The organism is Allobosea sp. (assembly GCF_048595345.1).
In the GTDB taxonomy this organism is placed as follows: Bacteria; Pseudomonadota; Alphaproteobacteria; order Rhizobiales; family Beijerinckiaceae; genus Allobosea.
Genome location: NZ_JBMDWH010000065.1, coordinates 1 through 18898 on the forward strand (window position 1 = coordinate 1; position 18898 = coordinate 18898).

Sequence of the window (18898 nt, forward strand, 5' to 3'; positions counted from 1 at the left end):
CCAGATCCCCCAGCATCAGCTGCGCCGGATCCCCCGGTATCAGACGGATCAAGACAAAAACCGACACCGCAACGATCACAAGCGTCGGCAACGCCATCCCAAGCCGCGTCAACCCAAAACGAACCATCAATGCCCTCCCAAGCCCGATGCCGCCCGATTACCGGCGGTCTGCGCAGAGACCATCACGGCGACCCACGCCTTTCTCCCCTACGCTGCCCAGCTACTTCGCGACGCTGACCTCCCAGAGCCGGGGCTTCGAGGCCACCCAAGGCGCAAAGCCCCGGATCCGCTTCGAAACGGCGGCCGTGTCGACCTGGTTGTAGAGGAAGATCAGCGGCGCATCGGCCAGCATCATCTCGTGCAGCTGGTCGAAGAGCTTCTGCCTTTCGGCCTGATCGTTGATCAGCGTCGCCTTTTCGATCAGCGCATCGGCCTCGCGGTTGTCCCAGACCTTGGACGGCATCTTGTCCTTGGCCCCGGAAAACTGGTTGTAGCTCTGGGCCGGGTCGATGCGCGCCGAATAGCTGAAGGACATCATCTGGAAATTGCCCTTGGAATAGCGATCGAGCTGCGTCGCCCATTCCAGGATCTCGATCTCCGCCTTGATACCGGCGGCCTGCAGCATGGCCTGCGCCATGATGGCGACCGGATAGCTCGGCACGGTGGAACGCTTGTTGGCGATGAGCTTTATCGTCTCGCCCTTATAGCCCGCCTCCGCCAGCAGCTTCTTCGTCCGGGCGGGGTCGTGCGCGTAGCGCTTCTTCTGGACCTCGTCATGGAAGGGCGAGGAGGTATAGACCGCCGAGTTGTTGGTCTGGCCCAGGCCATTGGAGGCCGCGCCGACGATTTCGTCGATGTCGAGCGCCGAGGCGATGGCCTGGCGCATGCGCACGTCCTGAAGCAGCGGGTCGCGCGTCTGCATGAGGAGCGCATGCTTGGTGGCACTGGGGGCGGTGAGGACCTGAACGGCGCCGCCCTTCTTCATCTCCGCGACCTCCTCGTCGGGGATGTCGGCGACGTCGAGCGCGCCCGAGGCCAATCCCGCCTTCACCGTGGCACCGTCGGCGATCGCGAGGAACTTGACCTCCGCAATCAAGGGACGCTTAGCACCGACATAGCCGTCGCGCTTGTCCCCCGGCGGAGAAATATAGCCGTCGAAACGTTTCAGCAGCACATATTCGCCGCGCCGCCAATCCGCGAGCTGGAAAGGCCCGGTGCCGATCGGCTTGTCCCAGCTGCCGTCGGGCTTCACCGAATCCTTGTGCAGCACCGCGACCATGGCGCAGTCGGTGCGGGCCATGGTGTCGAGGAAAAGCGCACTCGGCTTCTCCAGCGTCATGACGAAGGTCGCCGGGTCCGGGGCCGCCGCCTGCGTCACCTTGAGGCCGATGCGCCCGTCGAATTCCGGCCGGCAGCGCCAGTCGGTCTTGGCGTCCATGTAGCGGTTCCAGCTCCACAACACATCGGCCGAGCTCATCTCGGCGCCGTTGTGGAACGTCACGCCCTTGCGCAGATGGAAGGTGTAAGTCAGCCCGTCCGGCGAGATGTCGATCCTTTCGGCCAGAAGCGGCCCGACCGCCCCGTTCTCGCGATAACCGACCAAGCCTTCGACCATGTGCAGCACCACGGCATCGGTGTTGTCGTCACGGTTGACGCCCGGATTGGTCGAACGGATGTCGGCGTTGAGCGCGACGTTAATGGTCTGCGCCTGTGCCGAGGCGGTGCCCAGTACCAGAGCCAGGGCGGATACGGCGATACGGATCATGCGCGTTCCTCTCATCGTCGTCAGGCAGCCAGACCACGCCGCTTCGCCAGAACCCCGGCCAGGAAATCCTCGACCTTCGGCACCGCCCGCGGGCCGTCATGGGCCATGTTCGGGACGAGGTCGAAGCGGACGTCGATCCCGGCCGCGACGAAGGAGTCGCGCAGGGAGGCGAGCCGCTCGGGCCGGGTCCGGCCGGCATCGTTGGCCCCCGCCATCCAGTTGCGCCCGCCTTCGCGATGCGTGATCTCCCAGGTGTCGAGATCGGCGGCACCGACGACCATCTGGACGGCGACCTCGCGCATCGCCGGCAGATCCGGCTCCACGCCGAAGAGAGCGTGGAGATTGCGGGTGCCGACCCACCAGTCGCGCGTCGGGTCGAGCAGCGTCACCGAGCCCGGCGCACCGATCGAGACCGCCCAGAGCCGCTTCGGATTGAGCAAGAGGAAACGATGGGCGAAATGCCCGCCGCCGGAATAGCCGAACAGCGCGAAGCGGTCGAAGGCGAGGCCGTAGCGCTGCGCCACCTCTTCGACCATCGCCAACAGGACGTGATCGTAGCGGATCTCGCCCTCGCGCATGTATTTGAAACCGTCGCGGTAGCCGTCGCCCAACACTCCGATCGGGAAGAGAGGCGCCAGCACGATGCAATGGTTCCAGCGCGCGAAGGCCTCGAAGGCGTCGCGATAGCCGGTGAAGCCGCGGCCGGTGCCGTGCATGGCGACGACCAGCTCCGGCCTGACGCCCGAGGTTTCCAGGTCGTGCGGGACATAAAGGCAGTAGCTGAAACGCGGGTCCCGCTTCGAGGCATAGACCGGGGTGGCGCCGAATTCGTAGAGGGCCTTGCCGCGGGCGGCCGCATCCTCCTCGGGCTTCAGCTCCGGTGCGAGCGCCTGGCTCATTGCGCATTTCCTTTGGCGTTATAATTGGCGCCAATTATGTTGCACGTCGAAGCAGGAGGCGCAACCCGGCCGTTCCGGCCCGCGAGATTTCTGCTAGAGAGACGCCCATGCCGGAACGGACGACGCGCAAGACCAGCAGCAACGCCAGCACCCGACGCGCTGCGCTCGCCAACGAAATCGCCCAGGCGATTCGTCAGCGCCAATTTCGGCCGGGGGAGTGGCTGCGGCAGATCGATCTGGAAGAACGCTTCGAGGCGACGCGCTTCGACGTGCGCAGCGCGCTGGACGAGCTCGCGGTTCGCAAGACGATCGAGCACGTGCCCAACCGGGGTTATCGCGTCGCGGAGCTCGATGGAAAGACCTATGCCGAGATCCTGGCGACACGGATCATCCTCGAACAGGCGACGGCCGAGGGCATCGTGGCGCGGATCGACGCCGCCGGGATCGCGCGACTCGAGGAGCTTGCGGCACGCTTTTCCGCCGCCGTGACGACGGGCAGCCAGAGCGAGCAGAGCGAGATCAACCGAGCCTTCCATCAGTTCCTGTATGGTTTCTGCGGCAACGCGGTCCTCGAGGAGCTCATCTGGAGCCTGCGCGACCGGGGGCGCGGCTCGCAGATCACGGTCTGGAGCTCGCATGAGCGGCTCCAGAGGAGCGACCGCGAGCATCTGGACATGATCGCGGCGGTAAAGGCGCGGGATGCGGGCGTTCTGGCGACGCTGATTGCCGAGCATATCCAGAAAGGCGCGCCCGTCGGCCCGGCTCCGGCCGAACCGGGCTGAGCCGCCGCCCGACGGCCCGCGCCTCACGGCTCGGCCGTGACCTCCCAGGCGCGCGGCAAACCGCTCATCGTGGAGACATAACCCTTGACCCTGGCGCCCATCGCGCCGCCGACGATACCGTTATAGAGCATCACCATCGGCACATCGGCGAGGAAGCGCCGGTGCAGCTCGTCGAAGATCGCCTGGCGCTCGGCCTTGTCGTTGACGATCATCGACTTGTCGAGCAGTGCCTGGACCTGCGGATCGTCCCAGAGCTTGCGGGGCTGCTTGTCCTTCGGCCCGGTCATCGAGTCGTAGCTCAGCGCCGGATCCATGCGGCCCGAATAGGGGAAGGCCTGGATCTGGTAGTTGCCCTTGGTGTAGCGGTCGAGCTGCGTCGCCCATTCGAGCACCTCGATCTCGACCTTCAGCCCCACCGCCTGCAGCATCTGCTGCGCGACGACCGCGGCATCGAAGCTTTCGGGGTACCGCTTATTGGCGAGCATGGTGATGGTCTCGCCCTTGTAGCCGGCCTCGGCGCTCAGTTTCCTGGCGGCGGCCGGATCGAAGCTCCACCCCTGCTTCTGCACGGGTCCGTAATAGGCCGACTGCATCGGCACGATCGAGTTGTTGAGGGTGCCAAGACCGTCCGTCGTGGCCGCGACCAGCTCCTTGCCGTCGATGGCGGCGGCGATCGCCTGCCTGAGCTCGACCTTGCCGAGCAGCGGATCGCGAGTCTGGATGATCAGCCCGACGAGGCCCATGCTGCTGACCACCGAGGTCTGCACCGCTCTGTTGCTCTTCATCTCGGCGATGTCGGTGTTGGCGATGTCCGGCACGACATCGACCTCGCCGCTCAGGAGCGCCGCCTTGGCGGTCGCGTTGTCGGGAATGACGAGGAAGCGGACCTCGTCGACCAGCGGCGTCTTCGCGCCCGTCAGCCCGTCCGTCTTGCCGGGCCGCGCGGCATAATCGGCGAAGCGCTCAAGCCGAATGTATTCGCCGCGCCGCCATTCGGCGAATTTGAAGGGCCCGGTGCCGATCGGCTTGTCGAAGGAGCCGTCCGGCTTCAGCGAATCCCTGTGCAGGATCGCGGTCATGCCGCAATCCGTGCGGGCCAGGGAGGAGAGGAAGAGCGCGCTCGGCTTGTCGAGCCGGAACACGACCGTTCTGTCGTCGGGCGCCGACACGTCCTCGACCTTGACCTGGCCGCGTCCGTCGAATTCCGACAGGCAGCGCCAGTCGGTCCTGGGGTCCATGTAGCGCCGCCAGCTCCACAGCACGTCCGCGGAGGTCAGCGGGGCGCCGTTGTGGAACTTCACCCCCGGACGCAGCGCGAAGCTGTAGCTCCTGCCGTCCGGCGAAACGTCGATCTTTTCGGCCAGGAGGGGCTTGGGCAGCGCGTCCTCGCCATAGGCGACGAGGCCTTCCACCATCTGAATCACGACGCCGTCGGTGTTGGCATCGCGGTTGACGCCCGGATTGATCGAGCGGATGTCGGCCCTGAGCTGGATCTTCAGGGTGCTCGCGGGTTTTGCCTGCGCCTGGGCCTGCATAGGGCCTTGCGTCAGGCCGCCGCAAAGGAGAGCGGCGACGAGCAGGTCGGTCTTGGTACGGCGCATCGTGTTCCCCTTGTCTTTATCGGTCGTGACGCGGTGCGGCGGGCAGCTCTTTATTCGGCGGCTTGCGCCAGCAGCATCGGCTCCTCGGTCAGGCTGTAGCGGGTGAAGACTCGGTTCTGCGCCGGCAGCGGGGCGACTTCCATGATGCCGCGCGCCGGCTGCATCACCACCATCGCGACGGTGGCCGAGAGATTGCCCTGCTCGTTCGGGCGGGCCGGACGGCAAACGGAATAGGGCGAGAGGAAATCGTCGAAGAGCGCGTCCTTGAGGTCCGTGACCGTCAGCTTTCGGCCGGCCTCGTCCAGCAGCTTTTTCACCCGCCAGTCGCGGTAGAAGCTCTCCGGCACGCGCGGAATGCTGGTGTTCTTGACTTTGGTCAGCGCGATCGCGCCCACCCAATGGTTGGCATGCACGATCATCCCGTCTTCCGGGTAGAGCGGGAAGGCCTCGTCCGGCGCGCATTCGAAATCGATGCCGAAGCCCTGCACGGCCGAGAGCATCATGTTGTTCGAGCAGGCCTTGGGCGTCGCCGCCACGGCCTTGATCGCGAAGGCGAGATGCTCCTGCTCCAGCACCTTGCGCCGGATCAGCGCCAGCGGCACGCCGGCTTGCGTGAAATCGCGGTCGCATTCGAGATAATTGGCGGTGATCGAGATGCCGGCCGCGTTCATGCCGCAGCGGGCGAGGCCGCCGGCCTCGACGAAGGTCAGAAAGTCCGGCCCATCCTCGCGGCGCACGCGCAGCACGATCGCGGTCTCGGCACATTCTGCGCGCCAGTCCCAGTTCTGTCCGTGGATCAGCTCGCCGGTGGCGCTGCGCTCGGGCAGGATGATCGCACCGGTGCAGCCGTCGTCATGCTCGTCGGTCACCTCGACCGGGCGGTTCTTCACCATCCGCGCCTTGGCGATCACCTCGGTGCGGGCATTGATCATGATGACGTCTTCGAGCGAAACGCCGGCACCATCGGCAATGCCCCGCATCTCCTCGATGTAATGGGCGCCGAAGGCTTCGATCTCCTCGGCGAACTCGCCGATCAGCTCCGTCTTGGCCTCCCGATCATAACCGAGATCGCCGAGCTGGCCGCCATAGAGCTCGATCGAGCGCTTGACGCGGGAGGTCACGGCGGCGCCATGCTGGCGGCCGCGCTCGTAAGGGCTGCCGGAGACGTCGACGAAGGGGATGGGTTCGATCATGGGACAGATCCGCAAACGGGCTCGGGATGACTGCTAGTGTATTTCATCGCTCAGAAAAACAATCAAGCGCGATCATGACCACGAAGCTGCAGCAGGACCTCGCCGGGCGGATCCTGGCGCTGATCCGAGAGGACGGCTTGCCGGTCGGGAGCTGGCTCAACGAGAGCGACACCGCGCGACGGCTCAATGTTTCGCGCACGCCGATCCGTGCGGCTTTCGATCATCTCGCGCAGTTCGGCACCGTGCGACGGCATCCTCATCGGGGAATCGAGCTCCTCCAGATCGACCCGTCCGGCCTCGATTGTCGCGCCGAGGACGACATCGTCGAGGCCGCCATGGTGCGGCTGGCGCATGACCGTGAAGCCGGTGCGCTCGCAGACGAGTTCTCGGAAGGGGATGCGATGCGCCGCTACCACCTCTCCCGGCCTCAGGCGCAGCAGCTCCTGCGCCGGCTGGCCGAGCTGGAGATGGTCGAGCGCAAGCCCGGTTATGGATGGCGTTTCCTGGCGCCGCCGCGTGACCCGAGCGCTCATGACGAGCGCTACCGGTTCCGCCTGCTGATCGAACCGATGGCGCTGCTGGAGCCTGGCTTCGCTCTCTCGGCCAGCTGGATCGAGGCGATGCGGCAAGCCCATATCGACACGCTGTCTCGGCCGTGGCGCGAGAGCTCCGCCATCGGCTTCTTCGAGATGAATGCGAGCTTCCACGAGGGCCTGGCGGCCGCCTCCGGCAACCGCTTCATCCACTCGGCCATCAGGCGTCAGAATCAGCTGCGTCGGTTGTCGAACTATGACTGGGTCTTCGGCTTCGAGCGTGTCGAGGTCAATTGCCGCGAGCATCTGGCGATGCTCGACGCTGTCGCAGATCAGAACCTGCAAAAGGCGAGCGACCTCATGAAGAACCATCTCGAGCGAGCCAGCCGGTTGCGACGGATTTGAGGAAGGCGACCGGCCAATGGCAGCGGGACCCTGCAGGCCCATCGGTTCAGAGCGGAGCATGAGCGCGGGCATAGGTGCCGGCAGCAAAGCGCCCCAGGCGCAAGGGCGCGAGGCACGCATCCGCAACGCCTCCGGTCGCGAGACGCGCGACATGTCGGCCGACCGCCGGCGCCAGACCGAACCCGTGGCCTGAGAAGCCGGTCGCGACGATCAGGCCTTTCACCGGGTCCGGCGCGTCGATCACCGGCAGCGCGTCCGGCAGAACGTCGATCAGTCCAGCCCAGGATTTTTCGACCGCAAGGCTCGCCGCGGCCGGAAACAGCGCCCTGACCGCATCGCTCGTGCGCTGGACCCGCAGCGTATTCGCCGGGATGCTCGGATCGCGCCCTGCCGCAGCGTGCTGCCGGCGCGGGACGGTCAGCCGCTCGCTCAGATCGTGCAGGAAAGGGCGCCCGAGCCGGAGCGAAAAGCCCGAGCGGTTTCGCCAGAACTCGGGCAGGAAGAAGCGCACCGCTCGAAACGAATCCAAAGTCAGGTCGATGTCCGAGGTCGAGTCCGCGGCGATGATGCAGGAGCCGTCCGACCTCTGCCGCAGACCGATGCCGAAGCCGCAGAAACAGGGATCGCTGATCGGCGGCAGCGGGCTCGTGAGCGACACCGTGCTGCGGACCGTCTGCTGCGGCAGGGTGAGCCCGAGCGGTGCCAAAAGAAGGTGGCTTTTCGCACCGGCCGCGCAGACGACGACGCCAGCCTCGATCGGGCCCCGCTCCGTGACGACTCCGGTCGCACGCCCAGCCCCCGCTTCGATCGCAAAGGCTCCGCAATGCTCGAAGATCTGGACGCCGGCACGGAGAGCGGCCCTTGCGAAGGCCATCGTCGCCATCAGGGGCTCGGCCTGTCCGTCGGAAGCCGTGAAGAGCGCACCCATGGTCGTGCGCGCGAGCGCCGGCAGAAGCGCTTTGGTCTGGCGCGCCGAGAGCATCTCGGCGGCTTGGGAGATCGCTCGCGTCTTGTTCAGCCAGGCGCCGAAGGCAGCCTCCTCTGCCTCTGTCGCGGCAAGAAAGACGCAGCCTGTCCGGCGCCAGCCGATGGCTTCCTGCAACTCGACCTCCAAGCGAGGCCAGATCGCCAGCGCCTCCAGGGCCAGGGGCAGTTCGTGTGGGTCCCGGTACTGGGTGCGGACAAACCCCCAGTTGCGGGACGATTGCTGCGCCGACACCGTGTCGCGCTCGATCAGGACCACCGACAGGCCGGCGCGAGCGAGGTAATAGGCCGAAGCGCATCCGATGATGCCACCACCCACGACCACCGCATCGGCGCGTCTCGGCAAGGTCGAGCTGTCCCGCATCCGCCCCGGTTGAAGGGCATCGCCAGCCTGAGCGAGTGAAGGGGGCGTCGGCATTCGTCAGCTCTCGGCCGCAAGGATCGGCGGAAAGCCGTTTCCGAAAGGGCCACTCGCCGCGATCCTCCGCCGGGGTGACTTTCGATCGAAAAACGCCATGGCCACCCCCGTCGTCCCGCTCTTCACGCAGGCAAGGGTGAGGCCTCCGACGAGGGGCTGTCGATGTCATTAATTCGAGGCGTACCCCAGGAAATCGGACCCGGCCCGCGTTTCCCAGCACACCTCTTCGCAAAATTGGAATCGACAAGGGACGCGCGCGATGCCGTGGTCGCGATGGCGCCGGCAGTCCGGCCTAGCGTGAGAGACAGGGATCCGATGCAAGTCGATATTGCCATCGTTGGCGGAGGAATAGCCGGGGCCTCGGCTGCCTATTTCCTCTCGAAGCATGGCTCGGTCGCGCTGATCGAGCGCGAAGAGCATTTCGGCTATCACAGTTCCGGCCGCACCGCCGCGCAGTTCACCGTGGGCATCAGTGCCGACACGATGCGCCGAATGGCCCAGGCGAGCCGGGGTTTTCTCGAGGCTCCTCCGCCGGGATTTGCCGAAGGCGCGCTTCTGTCGCCACGCGGCTGCCTGACGGTGGGCCGTCACGAGAACGAAGCTCGGCTGACCCGCTTGGCGGACAGGCTCGCCAAGGCCGGCGCCCGCGCCCAGCGGCTCGACCGCGACGAGGCTCTGGCGTTGTTCCCGGCGCTACGCCCCGAAGTCTTCGATCTCGGCGTCTATGAAGCCGATGCGATGGACATCGACGTCGATAGGCTGCTTCAGGGCTATCTTCGCGGCGCCCGGGCGGCGGGGGCAAGGCTCGTCACGGCCGCGGGCATCGAGGCGATCGCCAAAGAGGACGGGCGTTGGCGGCTGGCATGGCCGGGCGGCGAGATCGTGGCACAGACCATCGTGAACGCGGCCGGAGCCTGGGCGGACGAGATGGCCGCGATGGCAGGGCTCCGTCCGATCGGCAACGTACCGCATCGGCGCACGGCCTTCACCTTCGCGCTGCAAAAGGAGTTCGACACCCGTAACTGGCCGCATCTGGGGACCGCCGCCGACGATTGGTACGTCAAGCCCGAGCCCGGCTGCCTGATGGGCAGCCTGTCGGATGCGGTGCCCGTTGCCCCGGGTGATGCCTATCCGGAGGATATCGACATCGCTCAGGCGATCGCGAATATCGAGCGCGACACCCGGCTTCATGTCGGACGACCGCTCAGCCAATGGGCGGGGTTGCGGAGCTTTGTCCAGGACCGTGAGCCGGTCGCTGGAGCGCACCGAGACGAGGCCAGTTTCTTCTGGCTCGCGGGCCAAGGCGGTTGCGGGATTCTCACATCACCCGCGATGGGCCAGGCCATCGCCGCGCTCGTCGCCGGCTCGCCCTTGCCGCCTCTGATCGCCGAACACGGCGTGAGCGAGGCCGATCTCTCGCCACGTCGCAGCGGCCTGGCGTAGACCGGTCCGGTGGGACGCCTCTCATCGCCTCGAGCCATCGAGGCGGGAGCCGGATACGCCGATGGACCTGAAGAGGCCCGGCGGTTAAGCCTCGTCCAAGGAGATCGGGATGGGCCGCAGACTGCCGTCGCTCAATGCGCTTCGCTGCTTCGAGATCGTCGCCGAGCAATTGAGCATCAAGAAGGCCGCGCAACTCCTCAACGTCAGCGAAAGCGCGGTGAGCCGCCAGGTGAAGATCCTGGAAGATCAGCTCGGCACGCCGCTGTTCATCCGCGCGCCCAACGGGCTGACGATCACCGATGGCGGGCGTCATCTGGCCATCAGTGTCAGGGAAGCCTTCGACCACATCGCCAATGCGATCCACCCGTTTCGTGATGAGCGCGACGCCGTCACCATCAAGGCGCTCCCGACCTTCGCGTTGCGTTGGCTTTTGCCGCGACTGAACGGCTTTCGCGAACGCCACCCCCTCATCAAGGTCAATGTCCTCACACGTCTCGACGACATGGGGCTCCACGACACCGACGCCGATCTCGGAATCCGTTACGGGACCGGCGACTGGCCGCGCGACTATGCGACCGAGCTCTATGCCGAGTGGATCGTGCCGGTCTGCGCGCCGGACTATCTGCACCATCTCGACGGAGGCGATCTGACGCGCGCCGCGCTCCTCCACCCTCTGCCTGACCGGCGGGATTGGCAGATCTGGTCGGAAAAATCAGGCGTGAGGCTCGACACCCGCGGCGGCCTCGATTTCGATGCGTTGGACATGGCCCTGAGTGCGGCGCAAGCCGGGCTCGGCGTGGCGATCGCGGATGTGGTCCTCGCCCATGCCGCCATTCAGTCCGGCCAGCTGGTCGTCCCGATACGCAAGCCGGTTCCCACCGGCTTTTCATACTATCTCGTCCGCCCGCCGGAGATGCGACGGCGCCGGGAGGTCGTCATTGTCGAAGACTGGATCAGCGAAGAAATCAAACGCGAGACAGAGCTCCCTCAAAGCTATTCGGCCTGACGGAACGACGATGGATCGATTTCTGCCGTGTCCGACAGTCGGCACAATTTCCATCGTCTCGGGGAAGGCCATCGCACACCGCGACCGCTCTGACCTGAGACGCCGCCGTGAGGGCACGATCCCGTCGAGGAACAACGCCCCGGAAAGCCGGCGATGCCAAGCATCGCAAGGCCAGAGCGGACGCTTCGCATCCCCGAACCCCATCCTGACAGCATCGGACCGCGAAATGGCGATGCTCACGCGAGTTGGGTAAATCGGATAAGGTGCGCCCGGTGCGGCGACCCCGCGCCATGGCTGCAGGAGGGATGATGACGACGGGCAAAATCCACATCGGCATCGGCGGTTGGGTGTTCGAGCCCTGGCGCGGCAGCTTCTATCCCGAGGGCCTGCCGCAGAAGCGCGAGCTGGACTATGCAGCGGGCAAGCTGACCTCGATCGAGATCAACGGCACCTATTATGGCGCACAGAAGCCGGAAAGCTTCGCCAGATGGCGGGAGGACACGCCGGATGATTTCGTCTTCGCCCTCAAGGGCTCGCGCTACTGCACCAACCGCAAGGTGCTGGCGGAAGCGGGGCCTTCGGTCGAGAAATTCTTGAAGAGCGGGCTCACCGAACTGCGGCACAAGCTCGGTCCGATTAACTGGCAGTTCATGCCGACGAAGCGATTCGATCCTGACGACTTCTCCGCCTTTCTCGCGCTGCTGCCGAAGGAGCTCGACGGTGTGAGGCTGCGTCATGCGGTGGAAGTGCGCCACGACAGCTTCCGCTCGCCCGATTTCGTCGCTTTGTTGCGCGAGCATGGCGTGGCGGCGATCACGGCGGGCGATAGCGAGCATCCGCAGATCGCCGATGTGACCGCCGATTTCGTCTATGCGCGGATCATGGGAACGCAGGAGGAGGAGCCGAAGGGCTATCCGCCGGCCGCGCTCGCCCGCTGGGCGCAGGCGGCGCAGGCCTGGGCGCGTGGCGCCGTGCCGGAGGGAATGGAGATGATCGCGCCGGAAGCAGAGGCCCGGCCGCGCGACGTGTTTCTCTATGTGATCAGCGGGGCCAAGATCCGCAATCCGGCCGCCGCGATGGAGCTGATCGCCCGCGTTGCCGGCTAATCAATTCTCTTGCGGCTGCTCTGTCGTCGCCGTCTGGCAGACATCGACCCAGACCGCGCCGGTGAGTTCGGCCAGGCGCTGCGGGCTGATGCGCAGGGCGCTGTGGGTCGAGCCGGCGGCGGGCACGACCTCCTCGAAATCCTGCAGCGAGACGTCGCAATAGACATCGAGCGGTGTCGCGAGCCCGAAGGGGCAGACCCCGCCGACCGGATGGCCGGTGATGGCCTCGACCTCGTCGGTGCCGAGCATGCGGGGCTTGCCGCCAAGGGCCGCCCGCGCCTTCCTGTTGTCGAGCCGCGCATCGCCGCGCGCCACGACCAGAACCACCTTCTCGCCGATCCGCAGCGAGAGCGTCTTGGCGATCTGGCCGGGCTCGACGCCATGGGCGGCGGCGGCCAGCGGCACGGTGGCGCTGCTGTGCTCGGTGACGATGACCTCGATCTCCGGCGCATGCGCGGCGAAGAAGGCCCGGACCGATTCGAGGCTCATCGCCCGCCGCTCCGCTCAGTGCCGGAAATGGCGATGGCCGGTGAAGACCATGGCGAGACCGGCCTCGTCCGCAGCCTGAATGACGAGATCGTCGCGCATCGAGCCGCCGGGCTGGATCACTGCGGTCGCGCCGGCTTCCGCCGCCGCCAGCAGCCCGTCGGCGAAGGGGAAGAAGGCGTCGGAGGCGACGACCGAGCCCTTGGCAAGGCTCTCGGGCAGGCCGGCCGCCTTGGCGGCCTCCATCGCCTTCCAGGCGGCGATGCGGGAGGAATCGACGCGGCTCATCTGGCCGGCGCCGATGCCCACCGTGGCGAGGTCCTTGGCATAGATGATCGCGTTCGACTTGACGTGCTTGGCGACGCGGAAGGCGAAGCGCAGATCGGCGAGCTCGCGCTCGCTGGGCTGGCGCTTCGTCACGACCTTGAGCTCCATGTCGTCGACCACGACGTTGTCGCGCGACTGGGCGAGGAAGCCGCCGGCGACGGTGCGCAGGGCAAGGCCCGGTGCGCGGACATCCGGCAGGCCGCCGGTCAGCAGCAGCCGCAGGTTCTTCTTGGCCGCGATCATCGCGATCGCCTCCTCGTCCGCGTCGGGGGCGATGATCACCTCGGTGAAGACCTCGACGATCTTCCTCGCCGCCTCGGCGTCCAGCTTACGGTTGAGCGCGACGATGCCGCCGAAGGCCGAAACCGTGTCGCAGCGCAGCGCCTTGTCATAGGCGTCGAGCAGGGAGGGGCCGGTCGCGACGCCGCAGGGATTGGCGTGCTTGACGATGACACAGGCCGCGGTGGCGGCCGGATCGAATTCCGCGACGCATTCGAAGGCGGCGTCGGTGTCGTTGATGTTATTGTAGGAGAGCTGCTTGCCCTGCACCTGCCGGGCGGTGGAGACGCCGGGGCGATTCTCGGGCGTGCGGTAGAAGGCCGCCCATTGGTGCGGGTTCTCGCCATAGCGCATCGTCTCGGCGAGCTGGCCGCCGAGCGCGCGGAAGGACGGGGCGGTGTCGCCGAGTTCATCGGCGAACCAGTTCGAGATCGCCGCGTCATAGGCCGCCGTACGGGCATAAGCCTTCTGGGCGAGCTTGCGGCGCAAGGTCAGTGTGGTCGCGCCCTTGCGGGCCGTCAGATCGGCGAGGACCGAGGCGTAGTCCGCGGTGTCGACGACAACGGCGACGTCGTGGTGGTTCTTGGCGGCCGCGCGGATCATCGCCGGCCCGCCGATGTCGATGTTCTCGATGCAGTCGTCATAGGCGCTGCCGGCGGCGACCGTCGCCTCGAAGGGGTAGAGGTTCACCACGAGAAGGTCGATCGGCTGGATGCCGTGGCCCAGCATCGAGGCCTGGTGCTCGGGATGGGAGCGGATGGCGAGAAGGCCGCCATGGACCTTGGGATGAAGGGTCTTGACCCGGCCGTCCATCATCTCCGGAAAGCCGGTGAGGTCGGAGACGTCGCTGACCGGCAGGCCGGCCTGCTGGATCGCCCTGGCGGTTCCGCCGGTGGAGACGAGCGCGATGCCCAGATCGTGCAAGGCGCGGGCGAAGTCGATCAGCCCGGTCTTGTCGGAAACGGAAAGAAGGGCGCGCTCGACGCGGCGAAGCTCATTCGGCATCGGTGTCAGATCCGGCTGGGCATGGGTCGACGCGAAGACACTCGTCGGGGCGATCCGATGCGGGATACGAGGTGCGGTGCAGGCCGTCGATCCTGGATCGACGCGGGCGGGCTATCATGCTGCGTCGCGAAAGGCAAAATTCCGGCCGCGCTCCTCAGCCGACGGGGTCGCCGTCGCCTTCCGTCGGAGCTTCGCTTTCAGCGGTCATGGCGCCGTCCCGCCGCTCGGCCAGCAGCGATGCCAGCGTCTGGCCGGCGCGGGGGTTGGCCGCGGCGATGCGATGGATCCGCCAGGTGATGCGTGGCGTGGCGGCGGCATCGTAGGCGACGACGATCTGCTCGGTGCGCCGCCTGCCGTCGGCGGAAGCCAGGAAGAGGCTCTCCTCGAGCACCAGCGGCAGGCCCGCCGCCTCGAAGCTCCAGACTTCGCCGGAGGGCAAGGCGAGCAGCGCGCCCGTCCCCTCCCGCACGAGGCTGGCATGCACGTTCGGATGCAGGTGGAAGCGGGCGGCGGCCGGCAGGGTTTCGCGCGGGGCGGCGAGAGCGACCTCGTCCTCGCCCGAAAGGCTGGCTCCATCGCGCGCGAGCAGGAGGCGCCGGGTATGGGTGGCGCCGAGCGCATAGCGGTAGCCGTCATGGCTGGCGACCCATTCCGGCCCATCGACCCCGTCCTGCCGGGCGAGACGCACGTCCGTGGGGCCCGAGACGATCCGCATCTCGCCGAGGACGCGACCGAAATTCGCGCTGGAGCGGTCGTCGAGCACCAAGGTCGAATGGGCCGCGGTGCTGCGCGAGGCCAGTCTCAGCTCCGGCGGACCGAAGCGGCTTGCGCCGCAATTGACGACGATGCGATGCGCGCCGCTGGAGAATTCGAAGGCGAGGCAGCCGGCATGAGCCTCGACCGAATAGGCGCCGCGCGGCGGGGCGCCGGCATCGACGACGACGACGCTGCGCTCGGCCGCGAGCCGGCTGTAGCCGGAGTAGGCGGCATGTTCGGTCGGCCGGCCGCGCGCATCGTCATAGGCGGCGAGCGTCGCCATCAGATCAGGAGGGGTCAGTCCCATGCCGTTGAACAGCGCCAGCGCGCCGTCGCCATGCCGGAACAGCCGCAGATGCGGCATCATCCGCTCGATCGCGGTCAGCACGCCGCGCGGCGGCTCCAGCCCGCGCGCCGCGAAGGTCTCGCGCAGCGGCAGGAGATCGAGCAGCAGATCGATCAGCAGGCGCGGATTGCGCGAGAGGTGCCCGCCATCGGGCAGGATCTGGTCGTCGAGCTCGTCCGAGAGCAGGATTTCGATGCGGCGCCGGCGGGCGTCCTGCCCGTCGAGGCAGATGGCCGCGAAGGCGAGCGCGATCAGCCCGTTCAGCCGGTCTGCGCCTTCGACCGCCCCGGCCAGCGCAAGCCCCACTCGATCGGCCAGGCGCGAGACATGGCGCACGAAGCGGTCGTAGAAGGCGTGCTCGGCGCCTTCCAGCAGCAACGGCGAATGGGAGAGCAGAGAGATCAGCCGGCGGGAGGCCACGGCCGGGCGCCGCGCGATCTCGCCACGATCGCGCCGCCTGAGGATGAAATCCTCGACCAGGCTGCGGGCATGGGCCCGGGCGATGGCGGTGTCGGCGGCGCGCATATGGCGCAGCCAGGCGAAGCCCAGCAGCGCCTCGGCCCAGGCCTCGCTCGGCGCCTCGAGGTCGAAGGGCGTTTCGCCATGGCTGCGGATGGTGCGCCCGGCGAACGCATAATAACCGGCGTAGAAATCGGCGGCGGTGGTCGGATCGGCCGTGCGCAGATCATGGGGCGCGAACAGCAGGCGGCTGGCCGGCCTGCGGCCGAAGGGCCAGAGCCGCCGCAGGGTGGCGACGAATTGCCCGCGCGTGCGCCGTGCGGCCCGCCAAATGGCGGCCTGAGCCAGTCCCCGACGCTCGGTCCAGGCGCTCAACTCTCCGCACGCTCCGCTGCCGGGCGCAGCCTCATGCCGCGCCGCCCCCCGTCGGACGCGGCGCATCGGCGCGCGAATCCGTATCAGGCCGTCATAGCCTGATCAGCCGGCTTGCGTAAAATCCCGCCCATCCCGAGAGGCGCGGTGTTTCGCCCGGCAACTGGTGCGGCAGGGTCCGAAGATCGCCATGGGCGTCGATCCCGGCGGCAAGGTCGCCGATCTCATGGGCGCTGACGGGGCTGCGACGAAACTGGGGATGACGCTCGAGAAAGGCCTCGACCTGCGACTCGCCCTCCTGAGGCTCCAGCGAACAGGTGCAGTAGACCAGCCGGCCACCGGGGGCGACGAGCGCGGCGGCGGCGTCCAGCAGGCGGGCCTGCAAGGCACCGAGGCGGTCGCGGTCCTCCTCCGTCTTCGTCCAGGCCACGTCCGGATGGCGGCGGATGGTGCCGGTCGCGCTGCAGGGCGCGTCGAGCAGCACGGCGTCGAAGGGCTCATCCGTCCATGTGGCTGCGTCGGCCGTCACGATCCGCGCCTCGAGGCCGAGGCGATCGAGATTGGCCTTCAGCCGCTTCAGCCGCGGGGCCGAGCGGTCGAGCGCCGTTACCTGTGCGCCCGCGGCGGCGAGCTGTGCGGTCTTGCCGCCGGGGGCGGCGCACAGATCGGCGATGCGTTCGCCCGGCGCCGGCGAGATCAGGCGCACCGGCAGCGCGGCGGCGGCGTCCTGCACCCACCATTGCCCTTCGGAGAAGCCGGGCAGCGCCGTGATGGACTGGCGGCCGCGCAGCCGGACGGAGCCCGTGGGCAGCAGGATGCCGTCCAGCTTTTCGGCCCAGCCGGCCGCGTCGCTCTGCACGCTGATGTCGAGCGGCGGCTCCTCGCGGTGGCTCAGCGCGATGGCCCTGGCCGCCTCGTCGCCATAGGCGGAGGACCAGCTGTCGGCCAGCCATTCGGGCACGTCGCGGAAGGGATCGGCCTGGGCTTCGCGCAGAACGGTTTCGCGCTCGCGGGCGAGCCGGCGCAGCAGCGCATTGCCCAGCGCGGTATAGCGCGCGGAGCGGGGATCCTCGTGCAGCTGGCGGATGGCGAGATCGACGGCGGCGTGGTCGGGCACGTCGAGAAACAGGATCTGCGCGGCGGCTGCGGTCAGGATCGGCTCGAACAGCCCCGAATGGCGCGGGCTGCCGCGGTCGAGCCTCTCGTCGAGCGCCTGCCGGATCGTGCCGAGGCGGCGAAAGGCGGTGATCGCGATCGCGCGCGCCAGCGCTGCATCGGCCGCGTCGAGGCCGGAGGCCGGCAAGAGCCGCTCCAGCGTCTCGTCCAGCGCGACGCGGGCGCGCAACACCTCGTCGATCACGACGGCGGCGAGCCTGCGTGCGGGCAGGCCCGGTGCATCGCCGGTTTCCGGGCTGGGTTCTTGGGTCGTCGAGCTCATTCCCTCAGCCCCAGGGGCCGCGCTGGCGGGGAGCGCCGGCCCAGGGATTGCCCGCCGCCGTCGTGAAGCCCGCCGAAGCGCCGCCCGAAACGCCCATGGCGCGAGCCTGCTACATCAGAGCGGCGATGCGGTTGCAGGTTTCGGGATGTGTCGAGAAAAGATTGTCCATGCCGCCTGCAGTCAGGGGATTGATGATGAAGAGAGGCGCCGTAGCAGGCTTCGCCTCGGCTGTCTCGTTGGGAACATGGCTCACCCCGGCGGCGATCTTGGCCAGCGCATCGGCCAGCCAGACCGGATTGCCGCAGATCTGCCCGCCCAGCCGGTCGGCCTCGTATTCGCGCGAGCGCGAAATCGCCATCTGGATCACCATCGCGGCAAGCGGCGCCAGGATCGAGAGCAGGATCTGGACGATGAAATTGGGCCGGTGGTCGCGCGAGCCGAACATCATGCCGAAGGTCACGAGCGAGGAGATCGCGCCGGCCATGGTGGCGCTGATCGTCATCGTCAGCGTGTCGTGGTTCTTGATGTGGGCAAGCTCATGCGCCATCACGCCCGCGAGTTCCTCGTAGCTCAGCGTGCGCAGGATCCCGGTGGTGGCGGCGACGGCGGCGTTCTGCGGATTGCGGCCGGTGGCGAAGGCGTTGGGCTGGTCCTCCTGGATGAGGTAGACGCGCGGCATCGGCATGCCGGCGCGGGCGGCGAGATCGCGCACCATGCGCCAGAGCTCCGGCGCGGTCGTTTCGTCGACCTCCTGCGCATTGTAGGCGGAGAGCGCCAGACGGTCCGAATTCCAATAGGTGAAGAGATTGGTGACGACGGCGAAGCCAAGCGCCGCCAGCATGCCGCCGGCCCCGCCCAGAAGATAGCCGACCGCGCCGAACAGCGCGGTCAGCCCCGCCATCAGCATTCCGGTGCGGACGTAGTTCATCGGTCGCCTTTCTCGGTTTCACGTCGGCGGCCCTCGCGCGGGCCGGTTTCCTGCCCTATGTGGTGGGACGAAACCCGATCCTGCAAGGGAGACGAGGCATGGCAACGAACGAAACCGCACCTTCGGACGCGCTCGTCGAGGCGCCGCGCAAGCCGCTCTCTCCTGCGGCGGAGCGTGCGCTGGCCGAGGCGCAGGCCCGGCGCGCGGCCTTCGATGCGCGCGCGGCCGAGCTGACGAAGGCGCGCGAAATCGACGGCCGCGGCGGGCTCGAACCGGTCCGCTATGACGATTGGGAAGTGAAGGGCATCGCCAGCGATTTCTGACGGCCAGCGCCGACATTGCCAATCGACCGGTTTTGCGTCCAAAC

The 18898-nt window shown here is 67.6% G+C and carries 15 protein-coding genes and 2 pseudogenes; 6 read left to right on the forward strand and 11 right to left on the reverse strand.

The features are described 5' to 3' along the window. From ACOJTB_RS07575 to ACOJTB_RS07585, 3 genes and pseudogenes are all read right to left on the reverse strand, one after another. A pseudogene (locus ACOJTB_RS07575) lies at positions 1-127 on the reverse strand (ABC transporter permease); the annotation flags it as partial. A 93-nt stretch (positions 128-220) separates the two neighbouring features. Further along, positions 221-1765 (reverse strand): ABC transporter substrate-binding protein, encoded by a 1545-nt coding sequence (locus ACOJTB_RS07580; protein ID WP_420101916.1) that lies wholly within the window; start codon positions 1763-1765, stop codon positions 221-223. Between the two features lie 20 nt (positions 1766-1785). Next, a complete protein-coding gene (locus ACOJTB_RS07585) occupies positions 1786-2664 on the reverse strand; it encodes an alpha/beta hydrolase family protein (protein ID WP_420101917.1) in 879 nt (292 codons plus the stop codon). Positions 2665-2771: 107 nt separating this feature from the next. Here ACOJTB_RS07585 and ACOJTB_RS07590 point away from each other — a divergent pair, with 107 nt between their 5' ends. Next, positions 2772-3446 (forward strand): GntR family transcriptional regulator, encoded by a 675-nt coding sequence (locus ACOJTB_RS07590; RefSeq protein ID WP_420101918.1) that lies wholly within the window; start codon positions 2772-2774, stop codon positions 3444-3446. Between the two features lie 23 nt (positions 3447-3469). Here the strand turns inward: ACOJTB_RS07590 and ACOJTB_RS07595 are convergent, their stop codons facing one another. Together ACOJTB_RS07595 and ACOJTB_RS07600 are read right to left on the reverse strand one after the other, a co-directional pair. Continuing rightward, positions 3470-5047: an ABC transporter substrate-binding protein gene (locus ACOJTB_RS07595; protein WP_420101919.1), complete on the reverse strand. Its 1578-nt coding sequence runs from the start codon at positions 5045-5047 to the stop codon at positions 3470-3472. A gap of 50 nt (positions 5048-5097) precedes the next feature. Beyond that, entirely contained in the window at positions 5098-6240 is a 1143-nt protein-coding gene (locus tag ACOJTB_RS07600) for a C45 family autoproteolytic acyltransferase/hydolase (RefSeq protein WP_420101920.1), read from the reverse strand. A 74-nt stretch (positions 6241-6314) separates the two neighbouring features. On the opposite strand from ACOJTB_RS07600, the gene ACOJTB_RS07605 reads away from it, so the two are divergent. Then, positions 6315-7178, forward strand: a complete 864-nt coding sequence (locus ACOJTB_RS07605; protein WP_420101921.1) for a GntR family transcriptional regulator — start codon at positions 6315-6317, stop codon at positions 7176-7178. A 46-nt stretch (positions 7179-7224) separates the two neighbouring features. Here ACOJTB_RS07605 and ACOJTB_RS07610 read toward each other — a convergent pair whose 3' ends face one another. Beyond that, a complete protein-coding gene (locus ACOJTB_RS07610; protein WP_420101922.1) occupies positions 7225-8508 on the reverse strand; it encodes an NAD(P)/FAD-dependent oxidoreductase in 1284 nt (427 codons plus the stop codon). A 387-nt stretch (positions 8509-8895) separates the two neighbouring features. Here ACOJTB_RS07610 and ACOJTB_RS07615 point away from each other — a divergent pair, with 387 nt between their 5' ends. The 3 genes from ACOJTB_RS07615 (at position 8896) to ACOJTB_RS07625 (ending at position 12135) form a co-directional block, all read left to right on the forward strand. Further along, positions 8896-10023, forward strand: a complete 1128-nt coding sequence (locus ACOJTB_RS07615; protein ID WP_420101923.1) for an NAD(P)/FAD-dependent oxidoreductase — start codon at positions 8896-8898, stop codon at positions 10021-10023. Positions 10024-10132: 109 nt separating this feature from the next. Beyond that, entirely contained in the window at positions 10133-11029 is an 897-nt protein-coding gene (locus tag ACOJTB_RS07620; protein WP_420101924.1) for a LysR substrate-binding domain-containing protein, read from the forward strand. Between the two features lie 305 nt (positions 11030-11334). Continuing rightward, a complete protein-coding gene (locus ACOJTB_RS07625) occupies positions 11335-12135 on the forward strand; it encodes a DUF72 domain-containing protein (protein WP_420101957.1) in 801 nt (266 codons plus the stop codon). On the opposite strand, the gene ACOJTB_RS07630 is transcribed toward ACOJTB_RS07625, so the two are convergent. From ACOJTB_RS07630 to htpX, 5 genes and pseudogenes are all read right to left on the reverse strand, one after another. Continuing rightward, a complete protein-coding gene (locus tag ACOJTB_RS07630; RefSeq protein WP_420101925.1) occupies positions 12136-12624 on the reverse strand; it encodes a YbaK/EbsC family protein in 489 nt (162 codons plus the stop codon). A gap of 15 nt (positions 12625-12639) precedes the next feature. Beyond that, positions 12640-14232, reverse strand: a complete 1593-nt coding sequence (gene purH / locus ACOJTB_RS07635) for a bifunctional phosphoribosylaminoimidazolecarboxamide formyltransferase/IMP cyclohydrolase (RefSeq protein WP_420101926.1) — start codon at positions 14230-14232, stop codon at positions 12640-12642. A 154-nt stretch (positions 14233-14386) separates the two neighbouring features. After that, positions 14387-16168 (reverse strand): heparinase II/III family protein, encoded by a 1782-nt coding sequence (locus ACOJTB_RS07640; RefSeq protein ID WP_420101927.1) that lies wholly within the window; start codon positions 16166-16168, stop codon positions 14387-14389. Positions 16169-16259: 91 nt separating this feature from the next. Then, the gene (locus ACOJTB_RS07645; protein ID WP_420101928.1) at positions 16260-17603 is read right to left on the reverse strand and encodes an RsmB/NOP family class I SAM-dependent RNA methyltransferase; all 1344 of its coding nucleotides are present in this window, start codon (positions 17601-17603) and stop codon (positions 16260-16262) included. Positions 17604-17607: 4 nt separating this feature from the next. Next, positions 17608-18531 (reverse strand): annotated as a pseudogene (htpX, locus tag ACOJTB_RS07650) (zinc metalloprotease HtpX). Between the two features lie 98 nt (positions 18532-18629). On the opposite strand from htpX, the gene ACOJTB_RS07655 reads away from it, so the two are divergent. Beyond that, on the forward strand, positions 18630-18854 hold the full coding sequence (locus ACOJTB_RS07655; RefSeq protein ID WP_420101929.1) for a DUF1674 domain-containing protein: 225 nt from the start codon (positions 18630-18632) through the stop codon (positions 18852-18854). The last annotated feature ends 44 nt before the right edge of the window (positions 18855-18898 follow it).